Origin of the sequence: Hyphomicrobium facile (genome assembly GCF_900116175.1) — a bacterium.
In the GTDB taxonomy this organism is placed as follows: Bacteria; Pseudomonadota; Alphaproteobacteria; order Rhizobiales; family Hyphomicrobiaceae; genus Hyphomicrobium_B; species Hyphomicrobium_B facile.
Genome location: NZ_FPCH01000001.1, coordinates 726,477 through 746,873, shown reverse-complemented (window position 1 = coordinate 746,873; position 20,397 = coordinate 726,477). Strand labels below are relative to the sequence as shown.

Here is a 20,397-nt window from a genome sequence, read left to right as displayed (position 1 = left end):
ACCGGCCGGCAGCACGTACCGAGCGCGGCAATTCGGCCGGTCCCCGGGATTATTTCACACTCGCACCCGGCTCCTGAGCGGGTATATCGGAAAGCGGGCGTGCCGGTAACGCCCGTCGCCTGTGGGAGCCAAGTTGTATGACGACCTCGACTAACGAATTGCACCTTTCGGGCGATTTCCCCGCCGCCAACACCGAGCAGTGGCGCGCGCTGGTCAATAAGGCCCTTAAGGGGGCGGATTTCGAGAAGCGGCTCGTCACCCGCACGGCCGACGGCATCAAGATTAATCCGCTTTATACTCGCGGCGACGCCCTGCAGGCGACGGTCAACCAACTGCCGGGAGCCGCCCCGTTCACGCGCGGGACGCAAGCCGTCCGCGAAGGTCTCGGCTGGGATATCCGCACGTTCCACATCGAGAGCGATCCGAAGGCATTGAACGCCGCAATCCTCGACGATCTCCAGGGTGGCGTGACCTCGATCGGCATCCAGGTCGGCGGAAACGGCTTGGCCCCGACGAAAGAGGCGTTCGCCACGGCCCTGAAGGACGTCCTTCTCGACGTCTGCCCGATCGTCCTCGTCGCTCAGGAAAACTTTTTCGACGCCGCCCTGGCGCTCAATGCCGAATGGGACGCTCGCGGTATCAAGGCCGGCGAACGGCAAGGCTCGTTCGGCGCCGATCCGCTCGGCACGCTCGCGATGACCGGCCGCCTGTCCGAGCCGGTTGAAACGGCGTTGGCCCGCGCCGTTGCGCTGATGAATGCGACCGAGGCGAACCCGCGCGTGCAAGTCATGACGGCCGACGGCGTCGTCGCCCACGTCGCAGGCGCGAGCGAAGCGCAGGAACTGGCCTTCATGCTGTCCGCCCTCGTTGCCTACCTGCGAGCGGCCGAGCAAGGCGGCATCCCCCCCGAAAAGGCGCTGCCGAAAATCAACGTCTCGCTCGCAGCCGACGTCGACGAATTCGCGACGATTGCGAAGCTGCGCGCGGCACGCCGCCTGATCTGGCGCGTCGCCGATGCTTCGGGCGCTGGCGATGTTGCCTCCGCCGTGAAGCTCAATTGCCCGACGTCCTATCGCATCATGGCGAAGCGCGATCCCTGGACCAACATCCTGCGCACCACCATCGCGTGCGCCGGTGCGGCGCTCGGCGGCGCAGACTCTATCGTCGTTCTCCCCTTCACATTCGCCCTCGGCAAGCCCGACGCTTTTGCGCAGCGCGTCGCCCGCAACATTCAAATCGTCTGCCAGGAGGAGAGCAATCTCGGCCGCGTCAACGATCCGGCCGGCGGTTCCTGGTATGTCGAAAATCTGACCGACGACATGGCCAAGAAGGCCTGGGAGATCTTCCAGGATATTGAAGCGCGCGGCGGCCTCCTCGCCGGGCTCACCTCAGGCTATATCCAGGAAACCATCGCAAAGACGGCCGAAACCCGAGCCAAATCGATCGCCACGATCCGCCAGGAGCTGACAGGCGTCAACGCCTTCCCGCTGCTTGGCGATGACGGCGTCCACGCCGAGCCTTGGACAGCGCCATCTCTGCCCGCCGGCAAAGCAGCGATCGAAGTGACGCCGCTTCGGCCTCACCGTCTCGGCGAAGCATTCGAAGCTTTGCGCGATGCCGCCGATGCGCATGGTGGCTTCAAGGTCTTTCTCGCCAGCATGGGTGAGATCGTCGAGCACAACGTCCGCACGACTTGGGTGAAGAATTACCTGGCGGCAGGCGGCATCGCAGCGCTCATCAGCGACGGCTACAAGACGCCGGAAGATGCGGCCGCTGCGTTCGTAGAATCCGGCGCCGACGCCGCGTGCATCTGTTCCTCCGACAGCGTCAACGCCACGCTCGCCGCACCGGCAGCACAAGCGTTGAAGGCCGCGGGCGCCAAGTTCGTCTTGATGGCGGGACGGCCGGGCGAGCAGGAAGCCGCACTCAAATCGGCGGGCGTCGATCAGTTCCTGTTCGCAGGAGCCGACGCCGTGGCGACCCTCAAGGGTCTACAAGAAAAGCTGAGCTAGATCGCATCGGGAATTCGATAAGCAGAGACACGGCCGCAGAGCATTGCGGCCGTTGCTCTGTCAGCACCCGCAGAACGGCCCGAAACATTTCCGTTCGCCCTTCGCGCAGGTCGAGATCAACGGCTCCATCGACTGGCCGGGAATTCCGATTTGGAATTGTTGTTTCTCGATGTCGCCATTATAGGCGCCATCCGGCGCGTTCGCCGAATTGACCATCGGAGGCGCCGCAGCCGTTGCCAAGCGCCGGTTCGCGGCCTTATTGGCGCTCTTTTTCTTTGAGGGCTTCGCGGAAGGCGGGAACAGCGCCGCAGCATCATCCGGCTCGGCCATGCCGAGACCCATAGCGGGGCGGAAGCGCTTCTCCGCGCGCGGGCGGCTGGCGGTCGAAGGATTGCTCTCGGTCGCGGTCGCCTCAGTCTGCTGATGTTCCGCCTCGGCGGCTGGCACTTCCGCGGCTTCCGGCACGACAGTGATGACCTTCACAGGATCGGCGAGAGATTCTGCGGGCCTTTCAACCGGATCGGAAACCGGAGCCGCAAGGCTCAGCGCGCTTTCGATGATGGCCGGCGTTTGCCGGACCTGATGCAGGTCGACGTGCTGGACCTCGGAAGCCAAGGCAAATTTGGCGCTCAACGCTTCGGCCGCGGTACGATCCGACAGGCGGTTCGCCTCGGCGAACTGCTCGGTGGCGAGCACGAATTGGCTGAAGTTCAAGATCGGCACGAACTCCGGAACCGTAACGGCTTCTTGCGCCGTCTGTCGAATTCCGTCGGCCGCATCTGCGTTGGTTACGGGCCCGAATTTTGTCGGAGCGGAAAACGACGACGCAAAGATCGCGCCTCCGACGACGATGAAAGTCCTGAATTTCACGACGCATACCCCACGCGATACATGGGAGCACTCGTCGACTCCGGCCCGCACCGGTGCCGCGGCACCCTTTTACAAAAAAGCGAAAGAGGCTGGAAGCTCGCTTCCATAACCCCCCATTCCCCAACGACAATTGAACGTGCAACCAAGGCAGGACAATGGCCGCGCCACGTGCTCTGTTTGAGCGCAACACACTTGGCTTCAAGGCCGCATCGAACACAAAAAATGCCGGCTCCGATGAAGAGCCGGCAAAGTTGCACCGGAGAAGAGCCAAGAAAAGAAGCGAGGGAAGAAGCAAGCACGGAAAAAGTTTGCTGCGCAAGAACCCGCTATTCGCGGGCCGATGTCGCGAGCACGGCCATGATGCCGAGCATCGGAATGGAGGCCATCACCGAGATGGTGGCAATCGCATATTCGTTGCCGCCTTCGGTCAACGGCGAGAGAAGCGCCTGCGCATCGGGGAGAGCGGCGACCACGACAGTCGCAACCGTTGTGATTGCCGCGGCGGCGGATGCAATGACGATGCCCGACATGATCGTGATCCTCTCGAATGGCTGAAGACCGGCTGGGGTCTGATGAGAGGAAGAATGCGCGAAGCTCGCGGCCGTCGCTGTTCCGCCCGGAACACCTATCGAGGGACACGCAATCGGGTGACGCAGAATGCCGGAAATTACTTGTCGAGCTTTTCGATCTTGGCCGCCATGTCGGGCACGACCGTCATGCGGTAGGAACCGTTCTCGCAGGTGAGGATCCACACTTCCTCATTGGGTCGCGAAGCCGAGTCGTTCTTTTCGGCGCCCTGCGGCTTGTCGCAAGTAAAACCTTGAGTGCGAACCTGAGCGGCAAGATCGCTGGCGGCCAGTCCCGCCGCCGACGCATTCGTTGCAACGACGCCGACACCAAAGAGCAAAGCCGCTGCGAAATAGTGTGATTGAGCCATGGAATCCGCTCCGAACATGAGTGCCGTATTCTACGGCGAAGCGCTCCGGCAGAATGGCGCCACCCGAATTCGAGGTAAATAATTCACTTAGCTATTCCGAAGCTACCACAGCATTCGGCCGGTTGATCCACGCAACAAGCGTGTATGAAATAAGCATCAACAGAAACCACGATCCGAGCTTGCCGATCCCGACGAGTTCCCAGCCATGCCGCTGGTGGGGATAGGCCCAGGCCGCCGTGAACGTCCCGATATTCTCCGCAAACCAGATGAAAACCGCGACGAGAAGAAGCCCGACCAACAGCGGCATGTGCCGGTGCACCTTCCAGATCTTGTAGTAGACCGTGCACGGCCCGATGAGGATGATCGCCGCCGCAAAAAGGATGGGCCGCGCATCCCAAATGTAATGGTGTCCGAAGAAGTTCGCATAGATCGCCACGCTCAGGATACCGAGCGCCCAAACCGGCGGATACCGCGTAAATCGAAAATCGAAAAGGCGCCAGCACCGGGCAATATATGAGCCGATCGCGGCATACATAAATCCGGTGAAGAGCGGCACGCCGCCAATGCGGAGAATACTGGGCTCCGGATAAAGCCACGACCCGACGGACGTCTTGAAAACTTCCATCACCGTGCCGACGACATGGAAGACGCAAATGACCTTGACCTCGTCCATCGTTTCGAGCTTGAAAACGACCATCAGAATTTGAATGAGCACGGCTGCGATGACGAGGAAATCGTAGCGGGCGAGTTCTGCGCCTTTCGGATAGAAAAAATGGGTGGCGATCAGAAGCGTCAGCATCAGCGCGCCGAAAAGGCAGGCCCACGCCTGCTTGACGCCAAATCGAACGAACTCGTAGGCGAAGTGAGCTGCCGGACCTCGCGCCTCAGCAGCCTCTCCAAGCTCGGCTTCCCAATCGATAAAGCGCGCTAAGGGAGCCCAGAGCCGGGCCGCACTCGTCTTATGGTTCCTGTCGGGGACCTTGCGTTGCATGTCTGACCTTGGATGAGGCGGCAGGGCGGGTTTGGACATCATGCCGACGTTTGTGGCATTCTCGTTTCCGAAAGCGGCCCGCAGAAATGTCTTCGGATTAACGCCGCGGTTCCTCAATCCCGCCATCGGCATGCACATCGGCTAACGCTGACGGGAACCATCACAGGATGTCGTCATGGCCCCTTCTCCGACGCCGAGCCCTCGAAGAGCTTCGCTGTTGCGGCTGACGGCGATGGGACTGCTGAGCTCCATCATTTCCGCGCTCATCGCCGCGTCGACGGTGCTGGCGCTCTCCGACTACCAATCTTACAAGAACCCAATCGCCGGACAGGCCGCGGGATCGCCCTTCCAGAACTATGCCGATGATCTCCAGAGCGCGCTCATCGCGGCGTTTCTCTGGTACATTCCCGTCGGCACGTTCGTCTTCCCTCCGCTTGCGAAGTTTCTGGGCGCGAGCACGGGCAGCGGCGCAGTGAGATTGCTGAAGTTCGCGATGCTGGCAGCGCTCGTTTGGCTTCTAGTTGGCGAAGCAATCTACCTCGTCCTATCGCCCCTCGCCCCAGCGCCGCCCGGCGTTCAGACCCACGACCTGATAATGGCAGCCCTGAGCGGGGTGCTTTTCGCGGTCATCTACGACCTGCTTCTCCGCCGGAGGGACTACCTGCTCGGCCAAAGGTCCCGTTGAAGCGCCACTTTCCGGCGCCGGCGGCCGGCTCACCCGTAGGGGAGTCGCCGGCGCCAAACAAAAACTCCGGCCGGCTCCGCGCAGCGGAGTCGCCCGGCGCAAAGATAGAAAGTCGCACGGCGATTGTCTGAGCACCCGGTTTTGCCGTACCGTGCCCCGAACCACTCCAGGAACAATCCTCTCATACCGGATCAGTGCCCCTACAATGACCGCGATCCCGAATTTCGCACAGGTACCCCTCGACCCTCCCGCCACCGGTAAACCGGCCGCGAAGGCCGCCGCCCCGGAGGCGCCCGTCTGGGAAACGCCCGAAGGGATCCCGGTGAAGCCGGTCTTCACCGATGCCGACACGGCTGGTCTGGATTTCATCGACGGATTGCCGGGCATCGCGCCCTACGTCCGCGGCCCCTACCCGGCGATGTACGCGCTTCAGCCCTGGACCATCCGCCAATACGCCGGCTTCTCGACGGCTGAGGATTCCAACGCCTTCTATCGGCGCAACATCGCGGCGGGCCAAAAGGGCCTCTCGATCGCGTTCGACCTCGCGACCCATCGCGGCTACGATTCCGATCACCCGCGCGTCAAAGGCGACGTCGGCATGGCGGGCGTCGCGATCGACTCTATTTACGACATGCGCGTTCTCTTCGACGGCATTCCGCTGCAGGACATGACCGTCTCGATGACGATGAACGGCGCTGTGCTGCCCATCCTCGCGCTCTTCATCGTCGCGGGCGAGGAACAGGGCGTCTCGCCACAAAAGCTCGCCGGAACCATTCAGAACGACATTCTGAAAGAGTTCATGGTGCGCAACACCTACATCTACCCGCCCGCGCCCTCGATGCGCATCGTCTCGGACATCTTCGCCTACACCAGCGCGAACATGCCGAAGTTCAACTCGATCTCGATTTCCGGCTACCACATGCAGGAAGCGGGCGCGACGGCCGACCTCGAACTCGGCTACACGATCGCCGACGGCATCGAATACGCACGCGCAGGCGTCGCGGCCGGTCTCGATATCGACGCCTTCGCTCCGCGCCTGTCGTTCTTCTGGGCGATCGGCATGAATTACTTCATGGAAATCGCCAAGATGCGCGCCGCGCGTCTGCTCTGGGCGAAGCTGATCAAGGACGAATTCAATCCGAAGGACGCACGCTCCCTGTCGCTGCGCACGCATTCGCAGACGTCGGGGTGGTCGCTGACCGCGCAGGATATCTTCAACAACGCGACGCGCACGTGCCTAGAGGCGATGGCCGCAACGCAGGGCCACACGCAGTCGCTCCACACGAACGGCCTCGATGAAGCGATTGCATTGCCGACCGACTTCTCGGCTCGCATCGCCCGCAACACCCAGTTGCTGTTGCAGCAGGAAAGCGGCACCACCCGCACAATCGACCCGTGGGGCGGCAGCCACTACGTCGAACGGTTGACGTACGAACTTGCCAAGAAAGCCCTCACCCACATCGAGGAAATCGAAGAGCAGGGCGGCATGGCGAAGGCGATTGCCGCGGGCATCCCGAAGCTCCGGATCGAAGAAGCCGCCGCCCGCACGCAGGCCCGCATCGACAGCGGCCGCCAGACGATCACCGGCATCAACAAGTATAAAATTCAGGGCGACCGCGAGGTCAACTTCCTCAAGGTCGACAACCGCGCCGTGCGCGAAGCCCAGCTTGCGAAACTCGACCGCCTGCGCAGCGAACGCGACGAGGCCGATGTCGAAGCAGCCCTCAACGCGTTGACGGAAGGCGCGAAGGGCAACGCCAACCTGCTCGATCTCGCTGTGCAAGCAGCCCGCAAGAAGGCGACCGTCGGCGAGATCTCCTACGCGCTCGAACAGGTCTTCACCCGCCACAAGGCCGAAATCCGCGCCATCAGCGGCGTCTATAAGAAGGAAGCGGCGATGAACCCGAGCGTTGATCGCGTCAAGAAGCTGGTCGAAGCGTTCGACAAGAACGACGGCCGCCGGCCGCGCATTCTGATAGCGAAGCTCGGCCAGGACGGTCACGATCGCGGCCAGAAGGTCATCGCATCCGCGTTCGCCGATCTGGGCTTCGACGTCGATATCGGACCGCTGTTCGCAACGGCCGACGAAGCGGCCCGCCAGGCCGTCGAAAACGACGTGCACGTCGTCGGCGTGTCGTCGCTGACCGCCGGGCACTTGACGCTTGTGCCTGAGTTGAAAGCGGCGCTCGACAAGGAAGGCCGCGGCGATATCATGATCGTCGTCGGCGGCGTCATCCCGCCGTCTGACTACGACGAGCTGTTCCGCTCCGGCGCGAAGGCCGTGTTCGGCCCCGGCACCAACATCCCGGAAGCCGCAGCCGACCTCGTCGAGAAGCTCAACGCCCAGCTCGGCTACGCCGACAAGCAAGCAGCGGAGTAGTCGCCGCTTTTTCTCTTACAAAAGGTACCTATCATGGCTTTCGACCAGATCAAGCTGGAGATCTCGCGGCTTCTCACCGAGATGCAGAACGAGCCCCAGGATAGGCACGAAATCTATCTCTCGCTGAGAGAAAAGCTGAGCCAGATCAAAGCAACCGGCATGCCCCTTCCCGAGGACCTCGTGAAGCTCGAACACGAGCTCGAAGAAGAATTCGCCAGCGAACAGCGAGACGGGGAATAAGCCGGTATCACCCTAAACCGCCGGCCTCGTCGAAAAGCTGAACGCTCAGTTGGGATACGCTGGCAAGCAGGCGGTGGAATGAAAGAACAGCTCATTCATTCCCACCGTCATCCCGGCGAAGGCCGGGATCTAGCCAAGCCTCAGCATGGAATTGCCAATCGTTGGCTGGGTGTCGACCTAACCCAGCATTGAAGCTTTGAAGCCCTACTCTCCATCCCCTTCTTCACTCATGAATTTTTCGCTCGCGGTGAAGAGGCCCATCTGGGGATTCTCGGCGCAGTAGGTCGCCATCTTGCTGACGCTCTCGCTGAACTTGTCCATGTCGATGACCGTGCTCTTGGCAACGCTCGCGTGATAGCCCGCGAGCCACATCAGGATTTGGCCGAGCCCTTCGGTCTCGTCTTCCTTCGTGGTATTGACGGCCTCGCACTTCAGGATCGCAAGGTCGATGGCTTTGGACGTCTGGTCCTCGGCATTCTCACCCATGAATTTCTCGGATGCCGACATGACGCCGACGGTTGGGTTCTGCCCGCAGAACTCCGTCGTCTGACTGAATTCCTTCGACAGGTTGTCGAAGTCGACGACCGTGCCCTGCTCGGCGGTCGCCTGATAGCCAGCCATCCAATAGAGAACGACGGTCGCGCCATACACCGAAGCTTTCTCGGACGACGCAGCTGTTTCAATGAGGTCATGACAGGTCAGCGTCGACGCGTCGATCGTCTCGGCCGAAGCTGAATTGAAGGATGTTGCGAGCAACAGCGCAGCTGTAACCGCGCTCAAAAGAGTGCGCATGGAGGAAGCTCCGAATATGACGATGTGAGATAGACGACGAGGCATGGTCGCTGAAGTTTCACCTCGCGCTACGGACCGGACCCGCGTTGCGGCATGTCCCCGAGTGCGAATCAGCGATGAGATCAAAATACAACAAAATCCATGCCCAGCGCGTGTGAGAAATGCACCGGCCGAGCGTAATCGTGCCCAACTCTGGTCAGCCGGGCGGCAGCACGCTGGATTTCAGAGGACGAGATTTCAAAGGATGAGAAAGTGGGGCGGCAGTCGCCCAACGAACGGCGCGCAAACCTCGCGCGCCGCTGTCGCTTGATATCTTTCCGGCTCAGCGCTTGCTGAGATTGAAAACAGCCGTACCCGCTTCGCCCGAAAGCCGAACGTACCCGCTGCGGCCGTTGACGGTGATGCGGATCTGGCCGCCGGTATTGTATTGCTGATTGAAGAAGCTTCCGACGTAGCTATTTGCACCGACCCTGTTCAGCTCGGCAGACTGGTCGACCCTGGCTGAGGCGGTGGCGCACGAAGCCGACATAATGTAGCTCGTCGCGCCGGTCTTTGCGAAGTGCGCCCGGCATCTCGCGCCTTCCTTGGTGCCGGAAGAAAAGCTGATCGAGCCATTCCCGGCCCATGTCCCGACGAGCGCCGCAGAGTCTGCTGCGTGCGCAGCAGTTAAGCCCGCGAAACTCATGCCCAGGGCTGCTGCCAGCGTTACGCCTATCGCCGATGCACGGTGCGTATTCAGAAGTTCGCGCTGGACCATATTTTACTCCATTGAGATCGGCGGATGATCTTCATAACGCTCCACAATCCATTTTGTGGCGTGGGGGACGTAGGTATCGTGTCGAATTTCGTCAATTAGTCGGAACCTGGAAACCAGGGGTTTCGTGACGACGGACTGTCCGGCTATATGACGCATAAAAATCGCCTTCGGGACGCCGCAATTCCGGAACCTCGCATGCGCACCGTGACGGTCGTACGACGATCGGCGGAAGATCCGGTTGTCATTCCGTTTGCGATGGTTGCGAGCTTCTTACCCGCCAAACTTGCCGTTTATGAAAAAGCATGCTCAGCAAAGTGACGATGAAGACTCTACCCGAATCGTTCCGTCCTTTCGATGCCCGCATGCTGAGCGTCGGCGACGGCCATTGGATTTATGTTGAGGAAGTCGGAACGAAGGGCGGCCGCCCTATTGTTTTTCTCCACGGCGGTCCGGGAAGCGGCTCCCAGGCCCTGCATCGAACGCTGTTCGACCCCGCCCGAGATCACGTCTTCCTCATCGATCAGCGCGGCGCCGGCCGCAGCCATCCCTACCTTTCCTGCAAAGCCAACACGACGGCGGATCTGATCGCCGACCTCGAAATGGTTCGCGAACACTTCGCCATTGCGAAGTGGATGCTCGTCGGCGGCTCCTGGGGGTCGACCCTGGCCATCGCTTACGCCGAGCGCCATCCCGAACGCGTTTCGAGCCTCGTTCTGCGCGCACTCTTTCTGGGTACGGACGAAGAGGTTCGATGGGCCTTCGTCGATGGACCCAGGATCTTCCGGCCCGAAATGTTCGAGGCATTTTGTAATCACCTTCCGCCGGATGAGCGGAAAGATCCCCTGGCGGCCTATGTCAAACGCCTGACCGATCCGGACCGGGCCATACAGGCACCATCCGCACACGTCTGGTTCGCCTACGAACGCGCCCTTTCCGAACTCGCCCCGAAAAATACGGCTCTGCCCGACAACGTTCCGAGCGACGCCCGCTTGCCGCCGACGTCGATCATCGAGGCGCACTACATCAAGAACAGCTTCTTCCTCGAGCCGGGAGAGCTTCTATCGAATGCGCACCGCCTCGCCGGCATCCCCGGCACCATCATCCAGGGCCGCTACGACCTTCTGTGCCCACCGAAAAACGCCTACGCGTTGGCGGCCGCGTGGCCCGGGGCACGGCTGGAAATCATCGATCATGCCGGACATTCGATGACCGAGCCGGGCGTCATGGATGCCATGCGCCGGGCGATTAACGATTGAGACGTTTAATGGCGGATAATCGTGGACCGCACCCCGCGCCCGCTCCCCAGAAGGCCGCAAACGGGTGCTAACCTTCCGCGGCAGAGGCGCACGCGCGACCCGAACTGCTTGACTTTTAATACAAACACAGTGATACAGCGCCCATTGCTCTTCGATGGCGCTCGGGTCCTCGTGCCACTACAAGCGGTTCAATCACCGCGCTCGACCCTGCATTGAGATCAATCCTTATAGACAAGGCCGCACCCCGACAGCGCCGGTGTGGGCCATGGGACAAACCCCGGCACAGGATGCACGGGGCGAGAAGCCCTTGGGACTCTTTCACTTTGACAACACAGACTTTCGAGGAATTCGGTTTTGCCGAGCCTCTTTCGCGTGCCCTGACGCAGTGCGGGTACACGACACCGACTCCTATTCAGGTGCAGGCACTTCCGCCGCAGCTGGCAGGCCGCGACCTCCTCGGCATGGCCGAGACGGGCTCAGGTAAAACCGCAACATTCCTTCTTCCTATCCTCAACAAGATTGCGACCGACGCAATCGAGCCGGGCTGGAAGCAAGTCGTTGCCCTCATTCTCGCGCCGACCCGCGAGCTTGCCGTCCAGATCGACCAGGAAGTGGCAAAACTCTCGCGCAACATGAACATCCGCCGTGCCGTCGTTCTTGGCGGCGTCAGCAAAGGCCCGCAGATCAACGCGCTGAAGCGCGGTGTTCACGTCCTCGTGGCGACGCCGGGCCGTCTGCTCGATCACGTCAACATGCGAAGCTGCGATCTTTCCGGCGTGCAGACGCTGGTCATCGACGAAGCCGACCGCATGTTCGACATGGGCTTCATCCGCGACATCAACAAGATCGTATCGCTGATCCCGCAGAAGCGTCGTACCGCGCTGTTCTCGGCAACGATGCCGACCGAGATCAAGAAGTTCGCCTACGACATCCTGCACGACCCCTACCGCGTCGACCTCTCGTCGAAGACCATCGTCGTCGATCGCATCGACCAGAAGGTCATGATGGTCCGCTCGGCTGAGAAGCAGAGCCGCCTGCACACGATCCTCGCCGACGAAGAAGCCAAGCGCGTCATCGTCTTCACACGCACGAAGCGTGGCGCGGACCGCGTCGCCGACCGGCTCGGCATGGCGGGCATCAGCTCGTCCGCCTTCCACGGCAACAAGGCCCAGAACGCCCGTCAGCGCGCGCTGAACGACTTCACGCTGGGTCATATCCGCGTTCTCGTGGCGACCGACATCGCCGCCCGCGGTATCGACGTTTCGAACATCACGCATGTCGTCAACTTCGACATGCCGCTCGACCCCGAAACCTACGTGCATCGCGTCGGCCGTACGGCGCGCAAGGGTACGACAGGCATTGCGATCTCGCTTTGCGATCCGTCAGAGCGTGGCGAAATCCGCGCCATCGAGAAGATGATGAAGCAGCCGATCGTCGTCATGGACGATATCGGCGGCGAAGTTCTGCCGATGCCGGAACGCCGGCGGGATGACGACGCTCCGCGCCGTGAGGGTGCCCCTCGTGGCGGTCGTGGTGGCGCAGGCCATCGTGGTGGCGGTTCCCGCCCGAACCATCAGGCGGGCGCAGGCCGGCCCCGGTCCGAGCGCCCCTCCGGCGATCGTGATCGCTCAAATGGCGATCGCTCCGGCGATCGTCCGAACTTCGCGGCTTCACGCAGACCCTACACGCCTGCTGGCGCAAGCGATGCGCCCGCTGGTGCAGGCGCTGCCACATTCGGCGCCGCTGACCGCCCGCACAAGCCGCGTTCGCCGGAACGTCCCCATCAGGACGGCCCCCATCGCGGTCCGCGCCGCTCGCCCGATCAGCGCCCGGATCACCGAGCTGATCACCGCTCGGGCCCGCATCGCTCCGGCGACCAGCGCCCAGCTGAGCATCGTTTCGGTGAACGCCGCGGCGAGCACCGTCCGGATGCGCGTCCCGCACGCCATGCCGACGGAGCAGCACGCCCCGATCGCGGCCACGCACCGGCCGGACGTCATCGTGACGACGCCGGTCACACAAAGCGCGAGGGCGGACATGGACCGAGAAAGCCTCATAATGGCGCCGGCGAAGGCCGTCCGTCGTGGCATAGCGGCAGCGGTTCGGACGCGCCCAAGTTCATGAAACGGCGCGACGACAGTCGCGACCGCGATCGGACTGCAAGCTAAAAAAACTTCGGCCTTGGCGGCCCGCTCTCCGGACGGGAGCAGCCAAGGCCAACACAAAAAGCCCGACAGAAAAAGCCCGGCCCATAAAAAAGGCCGGGCTTATTTGTGCCCGGCCAAGTTGGAAAAGAGGAAGTCGGCTAGTCGAGCTGAGCCTCAGCCCTTCTTGTCGGGCGTAGGGGCTCCATGATCCTGGTCATCGTCGTCGTCATGCATCTGCGGGCCGCCTTTGCCGCCGTGGTCGGACCAGCCGCCATGACGGCCGCCAGGCCCCCATCCGCCGGCAAACTTGTGGCCATGATGACCACCCGGCATGAGTTGTCTCAGCAGCGGACGCAGCGCATCTTTCTGTTCATCGGACAGCGAAGCGTAGAACGGTGAGAACGCGGTCGCGAACGCCTTCATGCGGTCGGCGCGTTCCGTCATTCTCTCGCTCATCTTCTGGAAGCGGTCGGCAAGATCGGGACGCTTTTGCTCGCCACCCTTCTCTTGCTCGGCCTTGCGCTCTTCGCGCTTCTTCTTCCACTCTTCCATCCGGGCTTCGTGAGCTTTGAACCCTTCGCGAACCTGCGTTTCGACCGGAGCCCATAGCTTCTCCTGGTCCGGCGTGAGCTGAAGCGCGGCTTTCACCATCGCCAGTTTGCCCTCTTGGAGCCGGGCGCGAGTGTCGGGCGTCATCTGCCGCCAACCGGCGTTATCCGCCGACTTTGCAATGGCCACCGTTGCGGGAACTGCGACGACAGCCGCGAGCGCGATCCATGTGCCGCGCGATAAATTCTTCATGGGCGTTCTCCTTCGGCCGGGGATAGGCAAAAAATGCTGCCGGCCGTCGGGAATAACAACGGAGACCTATTCGTGATCCGTCGGCGCCCCGCGGATTACATCATCGCAATTATTCAGCTGAACAAGCTGAACAAAATGAACAAATCGAGGGAAATTGGCGAGTTCGCCCGGCGTCAGTTGGTTCGGCTTCCGTCCGCCCGGTTGATGACAGCGGGCGCATGCGGATCTTGCGACGGCATCAACTGCGTGTCTGCCGAAGCAGCCTTGCCTGGCTTCGCCGAGCGGTCGATCTTCTGACCGGGATTTTGCATCGGACCGGATACTGATGATTGCGAGGCGACCGGGATGCGAACGGGCTTATCGGCAGGCTGCGCATAGACGACGCGGTCGCGGTCGGAGAAGCATCCGGCCACGCAGATCACCAGATCTTCGTTCGGGCGCGACGCGATCAGCTTCCGTATGAAAGCATTGTCGGGTCCCGTGCGGTTTGGCGAACCCATCCCATCCTCGGGAACAGTGTTGAGATTGTTCGCTGTATTTTGCGGATCGGCGGCCGGTCCGGCCGGTGCAAGCTGCGAACCTTCAGCCGACGCACTTTCCATTTCGGCGTCTTCGGCGAGTGCCCCGGTCAGCGGCATGGCAAGAAGGATAGCCAGGGCGGCGGGACCCCACGACCGCGAACAACGCATCACAGATGACTCCAAAACTGAACAGATTTCGAACAACTGTGCCGTAGCGGAGTAAACAAAGGCTTACTCTCTGACCTGCGTGGCGGGGATCATGGAACGCGCCGAACAAAAGAAGAGCCGTATGCCCCTCTAGTCGTCGAGAAGACCGTTCGACCTGTGGCCCCGTTGAAAATTCACAACGGTGATCGTCCTCCCCCGCCGATCCTGGATCTCACTCGCGCGCTGTTGGCGTCGTGCATACCGCTCCGCCAATTCCTTACTCGAAGCAATTCTCAGTTTCTGGGCGATGCTTTGCGAAAATGGCGACATGGAACTGGTCCTCGGAGTTTGCCGGACAACGGCAGCAACCGACCGCAGTTCCATCTATTTTGAAATAAATAGCCGAATGTCGAACAACGGGCGCCGTATGAAGCTAGCGGGTTGCTCTTTCGGTTCGATCTCGATCGTTGCCGTCATGCCGATGACAAGGCGCAGATCCTTCGGGACCTTGTCGAAATGAATCCGCACGGGAACACGTTGCGCCAGTCTCACCCAGGTGAAGATCGGATTGACGTTCGCGAGCCCGCTGGTACCGGGCGTCGCATTGGACACCACGATACCGCGAGCAACGCTGTCGACGCGTCCGTATAAGACCTTGTTATAGCCGAGCAGCCAGATCTTCGCTGTATCGCCGTCGCGGATTTGATTGACCGCCGTCTCTTCGAAATAGCCGTCGAGCCAGAACGAATCCGCGTCGACGATGGACATGACCTGCTGCCCAGCCGTCGCATAATCGCCTTGCCGTATCAGAAGGTTCGTAATCCATCCGTTCACCGGCGATCTGAGCTCGGTGCGCTCGAGGTTGATGTTCGCCTGTGTAAGGTTTGCATTGCGCTGCGCAAGCGCGGCTTCAGCCATCTCCGCTGCCGAGGTATACGTTTGTTTCTCTTCGACCGAAGTCGCCAGATCGGTCAGACGATTCCGTCGCGCTTGCTGCGCGTTCTTGTTTTCTAGATCGGCCTGGGCCTGCTCGATGGCCGCCTTGGCGAGATCCACCGCAACATGGTAGTCGCGTGGATCGATCTTCATCAGCAATTCGCCCTTATGGACGTATTGATTGTCCTTGACGGGAAGTTCGATCACCTTGCCGGAAACCTCCGGCGCCAGCCGCACGACGTAGGCACGCACCGTACCGTCGCGCGTCCATGGCCTCCCCATATAATTTTGCCACAAGATCCACACGGCCCCCGCGGCGACTGCAGCGAAGGATAGCGTCGCAAGTATCGGCAGCACCCGAAGCCGCCTCTTTATCGACGGCGGATCATAGACAGTTGTCGTCTCACGGCCGGCTGGCTTGGTCGGTGGCAACTTCCGGGTAGTTGATGCGATCTCCGGCATGATGCCGAACCTAGTTATAGATTCTAAGGTTTCCAAAGATCAGGACGGTGGCCGTCAGGACGATCAGAAATACCGAAAACTCCAAGAGAGCCGGATGCCACACGTGTCGCAACCATCCGAACTCTGCCGCGATGACGCGCAATCCCATCGTAATCGCGAAGGCCAGCACCATCAGTGGCACAAACGGCGAAATAAGAACGCCCTCGATGTTGATTTCGACGAATCTCATGACGGCTGGCTTCCGAAATAATCGCCCTGGCGGTCTACGGCCTCCGATATGGCGAGCAGCATCGCCCGCGCTCGCATCCGCCCGCGCATGCCGGGTTGTTCATCCGGGATCGACGCGATCTCCTTGTCAAGCTCTGCCAATGTATGCTGAAGCCTCGGTAAATCTCCGGCGGCCAATGCGTCGAGAATGTCCGAAATTTCCGCGCCGATCCGGCGATCCACCGCCAAGTGCCGCAATCGAATGACCTGCACGCCGACCGTCAGTGCAGCCGCCAACCGCGATCGCTGAACCGGCTCGCAGTCTGGAGGTAGCGCGGCCAACCGCGAGTACATGCGCCCCTGCCACTGCATGAACGTCCAGCGTCGTCGTCCTGCAGCCAGACGCCGAAGGTCGCGAATGGATAGGTCGACCAGACGCTGCGCCCGGACTTTTGGAGACGGTTGAGGTATGAGCACCAGCGTAACCGCTCCCGTCGCGCAGCCGGCCAGAAGACTGGAAGCCGTATTCAGATAGACCTGCGGATCGAAAACCATCACGTTGGTTGGCGCAACGAGCGGTATGAAATTGACCGTTGCAGCGATGGCGTAAGGCGCGAAAGACGGCAAGGTAGATAACGCCCCACACGGTATAAGCACGATTGATAAGATGAGACTCAGTGCCAGAAACGTCTCGTGATTGATCAGAGCCGTGAACTTGAGCACGCCGCCAATCACCGCCATGACCAGCGTCCCGATTATCAGCCCCAACGCGGCTTTGGCGGACCCATCCAATATTGGCGCAAACAGCATGATCGACACCGCTGCGAACGTCACGGCGAAAAGTCCGTCCGGCCATTGAGAGATGATCCAATAGATGACCACCACTCCGACGCCGATGAAGACGCGCACGGCATTGATGAGAGCCGGAAGATAATCGGCGACAACGATGCTCGGAATCCGGAAAACATCCCGCGCATGCGCCGGATCGGACAATAGTGCGAGCCCGTTAGCTGCAGATTCGAGACCGGACGCGACTTCTGCACTCGCGTCTGCGGCAAGCCGCAACGACGCATCGTCAGTCTTGACGGCCATGAACTTGCGGACCAGCAGCGCTTCAGCATCGCGATCGCGCGCCAACCCGCGGCTCCACTCGGGAGGAAGCATGTCCGAGATCGCCGCCACGACGCGATGCGCTTCGGCCTGAGAAAGCGAGCGCAGATGCGTCTCCACGACGCGCGCGCCAGAAACTGCTGTATACAGGCCATCCAGCGCGACCCGGAGTATGGCTCTCCTCTGCATGATTTCCGCCGACTCGCCTGCCGCCTGATCGACGACCGGAACGAGAGCCGATATTCGCTTTACGAGAATGCGCCTCGTCTCAGGAGCCGTGGCGTTCCACGGGTCGGCAAGTATGCCTTCGAAATGCTGAGCAATCTCTTCAATGAGCTGCGACAACAGCATTCGCAATCGCTGAGGCGAGTCGCCGAGATCTGTCAGCGCGATCACCAGCGTTCCGCTGACGATCCCTAAGCTGATTTCTGAAGCGCGATTGATGGCGATGAAGAAGATCTGATCGGGATTCGGAATGGAATAGTTGGCGATAATGATGAGCGTATAACCCGCCAGCAACGCTCCATAGGATGCAAAGTTCTTCAACAACGTCGAAACGAAAGAGCATGCCGCGGCCCAGACGAGCATTCCGAACAGAAATCCGAAACGGTCCTGCGGAAAGATAGCCGTAAGCACCACCGCAGCAACCGCACCGACGAGCGTTCCGACCAACCGAAACACGCCTTTGAGCAGCGACGAACCGACGATCGGCTGGCAAACGATCGCGGCCGACGTTCCGGCCCAGTAAGGCGTATCGAGCTGGAGATAGAATGCCGCAAAGAGCGCCAGGCACACCGCCGTCGCCAATCGCAAACCGAAGAACAACGGCGGCCTTGCGGCGACAAGGACGTTCGTAAAACCGCTACCAGATCTTTCCTCACCGACCGAGGCTGTCATGGCAGTCCTTCGACATCGAGCCCCGTGGAGAACCGAGTGGACCGGACGAGCGACAACTGAGGAGAATTTCCGCTTCAGTTGTTAAGGGACTGTACTTTACGCGATCGCCTCGCAGGTTTGCATCAAATCGTTCGAAACGACGGCGCGCTGTCCGGCTATCATGCGGGCGTTGAACGCGGCGCCGGCTGATCGGGAAGGAAGCGAAGCGCTAAGCCTTTGCCGGCGCCTCCGCACCCACATTATTTATTCATTGCCGAAAATCGAAAGTATGTTGCGGCCGTCTCCAAACGCAATCAGATCGCATGCCGACGATCCGATTGCATCGGCGTTTCCCATCACAAATAAGTTGTCGGATTCGAGCGTAGCAAACTCTTGACCTTCACCCGCGATGAGGTCCCACTAGCGCTATCAGGTCTCTGCGGTGTCGATTATTGACACCGGCGCAAACCCGGAGGCGCGCCATGCTTGTTGCAAACATTTTGGAGGTGAAGGGGACCGAAGTGATGACGGTGCGCCCTACCGATACCGTCCGCAACGTCGCTCGCCGGCTCGTCCAGGAAAACGTGGGCGCTCTGGTCGTGAGTTCGGGCGGCAGCACCCTCGACGGCATCATTTCCGAACGAGATATTTCCCGCGGCGTCGCTATGCACGGTGAAAACGTCTGCACATTGCGCGTATCCGATATCATGACCGAGGGCGTCGTGACTTGCGCGCCGGACGATGCCATTTCGGACACGGCCCGAATGATGACGGAGCGCCGGATAAGGCACATCCCCGTGAAAGACGGCACGCGCATCGTCGGCATCATCAGCATCGGCGACATCTTGAAATACCGCCTCGACGAAGTGATGCTCGAGACGCGCGTGCTCCGCGATATCGCGATGGTGATAAACCGCTGAGCGCCTCGTCGCCGTGGCGAGGCTGCATGCCGCAACCTTGAAGCTCAGCACCCGACATCGAGATTCAGATTGAGCAACCTCGTGCCGAACGCACTCCCCCGGGATAACCCGCCGCAAGGAAAAAGAAATGAGGTTCCCCTAAAAGAGCTGAGCGATTCTCAGATACCTCATCCGGCGGCCCGGGTGCGACGAAACAAGGCAACACGGCAGTAATGTCCGCATCCGCACCCGGCAGAAAAGAACAATTTTCGACACGAGCTGCATTCTTCGTCTCCGGATTCACCCTCGCCGCCTGGGCGCCGCTCGTGCCTTACGTGAAAGATCGGAGCGAACTGAGCGACGCGGCCTTGGGCCTTCTTCTATTGTGCCTCGGCGCCGGTTCCGTCATCGCAATGCCATTAGCGGGCGTCTTGTCGAAGCGATACGGCTGTCGGCCGGTGATCCTGTTGGGCGCACTTTGCATCGTAGTGTCGCTGCCGGTTCTCGCACTAACGTCATCCGTTCCCTTGCTCGTCGTCATGCTTTTTATTTTCGGCTCAGGCCAGGGAACGCTCGATTGCGTGATGAACATCCAAGCAATCATCGTCGAGCGGGAAAGTGGCCGTGCAATGATGTCCGGCTTCCACGGCCTGTTTAGCGTGGGTGGACTAGCCGGCGTCGGCGTTATGACCCTCCTGCTTTCTTCGGGAGCAACACCGTTCATGGCCGCAATGACCGTTGTGGTCGTCGCAGTCGCAGCGATGGCTGCAGCAGCGCCCTATCTTCTGCCTTACGGCGCCGAAGGTGACGGCTCTGCCTTCGCAATCCCACATGGCGTCGTGCTGCTCATCGCCCTTCTCTGCTTCGTCATGTTTCTGGCGGAGGGCGCAGTCCTGGACTGGAGCGCGGTCTTCATGACCGACAATCGGAACGTCGATCCATCGATTGGCGGCGCAGCTTATGCCGCTTTTGCGCTTGCGATGACCATTGGCCGATTGACGGGTGACGCCGTCGTCGAACGGATCGGACGCAGAGTTGTACTGCTTGCGGGTCCGCTTTGCGCCGCTGTCGGCCTGCTTATCGTAACGCTGGTGCCGTACGCGTGGGCAACGATCCTCGGCTTTGGTCTTGTCGGCATCGGCAGCGCGAATGTTGTTCCGATCTTTTTCACGGCGATCGGACAGCAGACGACGATGCCCGAGCATATCGCCGTGCCGGCCGTGACTATGATCGGTTACTTCGGCATCCTTACGGGCCCTGCGGCCATCGGCTTCGTTGCGCAAGTCATCGGTCTGCCCATGGCGTTCGCCGCAGTCGCGATCCTCGTTATCGGCGTCGCCGTCGGCGGCCGTTGGCTGCGGGTCTGATCGA

General features: G+C 61.0%; 19 protein-coding genes. 8 read left to right on the top strand and 11 right to left on the bottom strand.

Going from position 1 to position 20,397, the window contains the following annotated elements:
* Positions 1–137 precede the first annotated feature (137 nt).
* Positions 138–2,012 carry a methylmalonyl-CoA mutase family protein gene (locus BM399_RS03575; protein WP_092864301.1) on the top strand — a complete coding sequence of 625 codons (1,875 nt, stop codon included), beginning with the start codon at positions 138–140 and terminating at the stop codon, positions 2,010–2,012.
* A gap of 60 nt (positions 2,013–2,072) precedes the next feature.
* Here the strand turns inward: BM399_RS03575 and BM399_RS03570 are convergent, their stop codons facing one another.
* The 4 genes from BM399_RS03570 to BM399_RS03555 all read right to left on the bottom strand — a co-directional run bounded on the left by BM399_RS03570 (position 2,073) and on the right by BM399_RS03555 (position 4,810).
* The gene (locus BM399_RS03570; RefSeq protein WP_092864298.1) at positions 2,073–2,882 is read right to left on the bottom strand and encodes a hypothetical protein; all 810 of its coding nucleotides are present in this window, start codon (positions 2,880–2,882) and stop codon (positions 2,073–2,075) included.
* Positions 2,883–3,208: 326 nt separating this feature from the next.
* Positions 3,209–3,412 (bottom strand): hypothetical protein, encoded by a 204-nt coding sequence (locus tag BM399_RS03565; protein WP_092864295.1) that lies wholly within the window; start codon positions 3,410–3,412, stop codon positions 3,209–3,211.
* A gap of 137 nt (positions 3,413–3,549) precedes the next feature.
* Positions 3,550–3,819 carry a hypothetical protein gene (locus tag BM399_RS03560; RefSeq protein WP_092866234.1) on the bottom strand — a complete coding sequence of 90 codons (270 nt, stop codon included), beginning with the start codon at positions 3,817–3,819 and terminating at the stop codon, positions 3,550–3,552.
* A gap of 91 nt (positions 3,820–3,910) precedes the next feature.
* Entirely contained in the window at positions 3,911–4,810 is a 900-nt protein-coding gene (locus tag BM399_RS03555) for a DUF817 domain-containing protein (protein ID WP_092864292.1), read from the bottom strand.
* A gap of 175 nt (positions 4,811–4,985) precedes the next feature.
* Here BM399_RS03555 and BM399_RS03550 point away from each other — a divergent pair, with 175 nt between their 5' ends.
* From BM399_RS03550 to BM399_RS03540, 3 genes are all read left to right on the top strand, one after another.
* Positions 4,986–5,495, top strand: a complete 510-nt coding sequence (locus BM399_RS03550; protein ID WP_143111320.1) for a hypothetical protein — start codon at positions 4,986–4,988, stop codon at positions 5,493–5,495.
* Positions 5,496–5,700: 205 nt separating this feature from the next.
* Positions 5,701–7,875, top strand: coding sequence for a methylmalonyl-CoA mutase (gene scpA, locus BM399_RS03545; RefSeq protein WP_092864286.1), 2,175 nt, complete (start codon positions 5,701–5,703; stop codon positions 7,873–7,875).
* Between the two features lie 33 nt (positions 7,876–7,908).
* Positions 7,909–8,115: a hypothetical protein gene (locus BM399_RS03540; protein WP_092864283.1), complete on the top strand. Its 207-nt coding sequence runs from the start codon at positions 7,909–7,911 to the stop codon at positions 8,113–8,115.
* Between the two features lie 204 nt (positions 8,116–8,319).
* Here BM399_RS03540 and BM399_RS03535 read toward each other — a convergent pair whose 3' ends face one another.
* Positions 8,320–8,907 carry an HdeA/HdeB family chaperone gene (locus tag BM399_RS03535; RefSeq protein WP_177228034.1) on the bottom strand — a complete coding sequence of 196 codons (588 nt, stop codon included), beginning with the start codon at positions 8,905–8,907 and terminating at the stop codon, positions 8,320–8,322.
* 322 nt (positions 8,908–9,229) lie between these two features.
* Positions 9,230–9,664, bottom strand: coding sequence for a hypothetical protein (locus BM399_RS03530; RefSeq protein ID WP_092864277.1), 435 nt, complete (start codon positions 9,662–9,664; stop codon positions 9,230–9,232).
* A 302-nt stretch (positions 9,665–9,966) separates the two neighbouring features.
* Here BM399_RS03530 and pip point away from each other — a divergent pair, with 302 nt between their 5' ends.
* Positions 9,967–10,920, top strand: coding sequence for a prolyl aminopeptidase (gene pip, locus BM399_RS03525; protein ID WP_244531046.1), 954 nt, complete (start codon positions 9,967–9,969; stop codon positions 10,918–10,920).
* 323 nt (positions 10,921–11,243) lie between these two features.
* On the top strand, positions 11,244–13,088 hold the full coding sequence (locus BM399_RS03520; protein ID WP_092864274.1) for a DEAD/DEAH box helicase: 1,845 nt from the start codon (positions 11,244–11,246) through the stop codon (positions 13,086–13,088).
* Positions 13,089–13,241: 153 nt separating this feature from the next.
* Here BM399_RS03520 and BM399_RS03515 read toward each other — a convergent pair whose 3' ends face one another.
* The 5 genes from BM399_RS03515 to BM399_RS03490 form a co-directional block, all read right to left on the bottom strand.
* Positions 13,242–13,868 (bottom strand): Spy/CpxP family protein refolding chaperone, encoded by a 627-nt coding sequence (locus BM399_RS03515; RefSeq protein WP_092864271.1) that lies wholly within the window; start codon positions 13,866–13,868, stop codon positions 13,242–13,244.
* A gap of 173 nt (positions 13,869–14,041) precedes the next feature.
* Positions 14,042–14,557: a hypothetical protein gene (locus BM399_RS03510; RefSeq protein WP_143111319.1), complete on the bottom strand. Its 516-nt coding sequence runs from the start codon at positions 14,555–14,557 to the stop codon at positions 14,042–14,044.
* A gap of 363 nt (positions 14,558–14,920) precedes the next feature.
* Entirely contained in the window at positions 14,921–15,754 is an 834-nt protein-coding gene (locus tag BM399_RS03500; RefSeq protein WP_244531045.1) for an HlyD family secretion protein, read from the bottom strand.
* A gap of 190 nt (positions 15,755–15,944) precedes the next feature.
* Positions 15,945–16,163 (bottom strand): DUF1656 domain-containing protein, encoded by a 219-nt coding sequence (locus BM399_RS03495; RefSeq protein WP_092864259.1) that lies wholly within the window; start codon positions 16,161–16,163, stop codon positions 15,945–15,947.
* A complete protein-coding gene (locus tag BM399_RS03490; RefSeq protein WP_092864257.1) occupies positions 16,160–18,148 on the bottom strand; it encodes an FUSC family protein in 1,989 nt (662 codons plus the stop codon). The genes BM399_RS03495 and BM399_RS03490 overlap by 4 nt, the downstream gene beginning before the upstream one ends.
* A gap of 461 nt (positions 18,149–18,609) precedes the next feature.
* Here BM399_RS03490 and BM399_RS03485 point away from each other — a divergent pair, with 461 nt between their 5' ends.
* Both BM399_RS03485 and BM399_RS03480 read left to right on the top strand, forming a co-directional pair.
* A complete protein-coding gene (locus BM399_RS03485) occupies positions 18,610–19,047 on the top strand; it encodes a CBS domain-containing protein (protein ID WP_177228033.1) in 438 nt (145 codons plus the stop codon).
* A 212-nt stretch (positions 19,048–19,259) separates the two neighbouring features.
* Entirely contained in the window at positions 19,260–20,393 is a 1,134-nt protein-coding gene (locus tag BM399_RS03480) for an MFS transporter (RefSeq protein ID WP_092864254.1), read from the top strand.
* Positions 20,394–20,397: the final 4 nt, after the last annotated feature.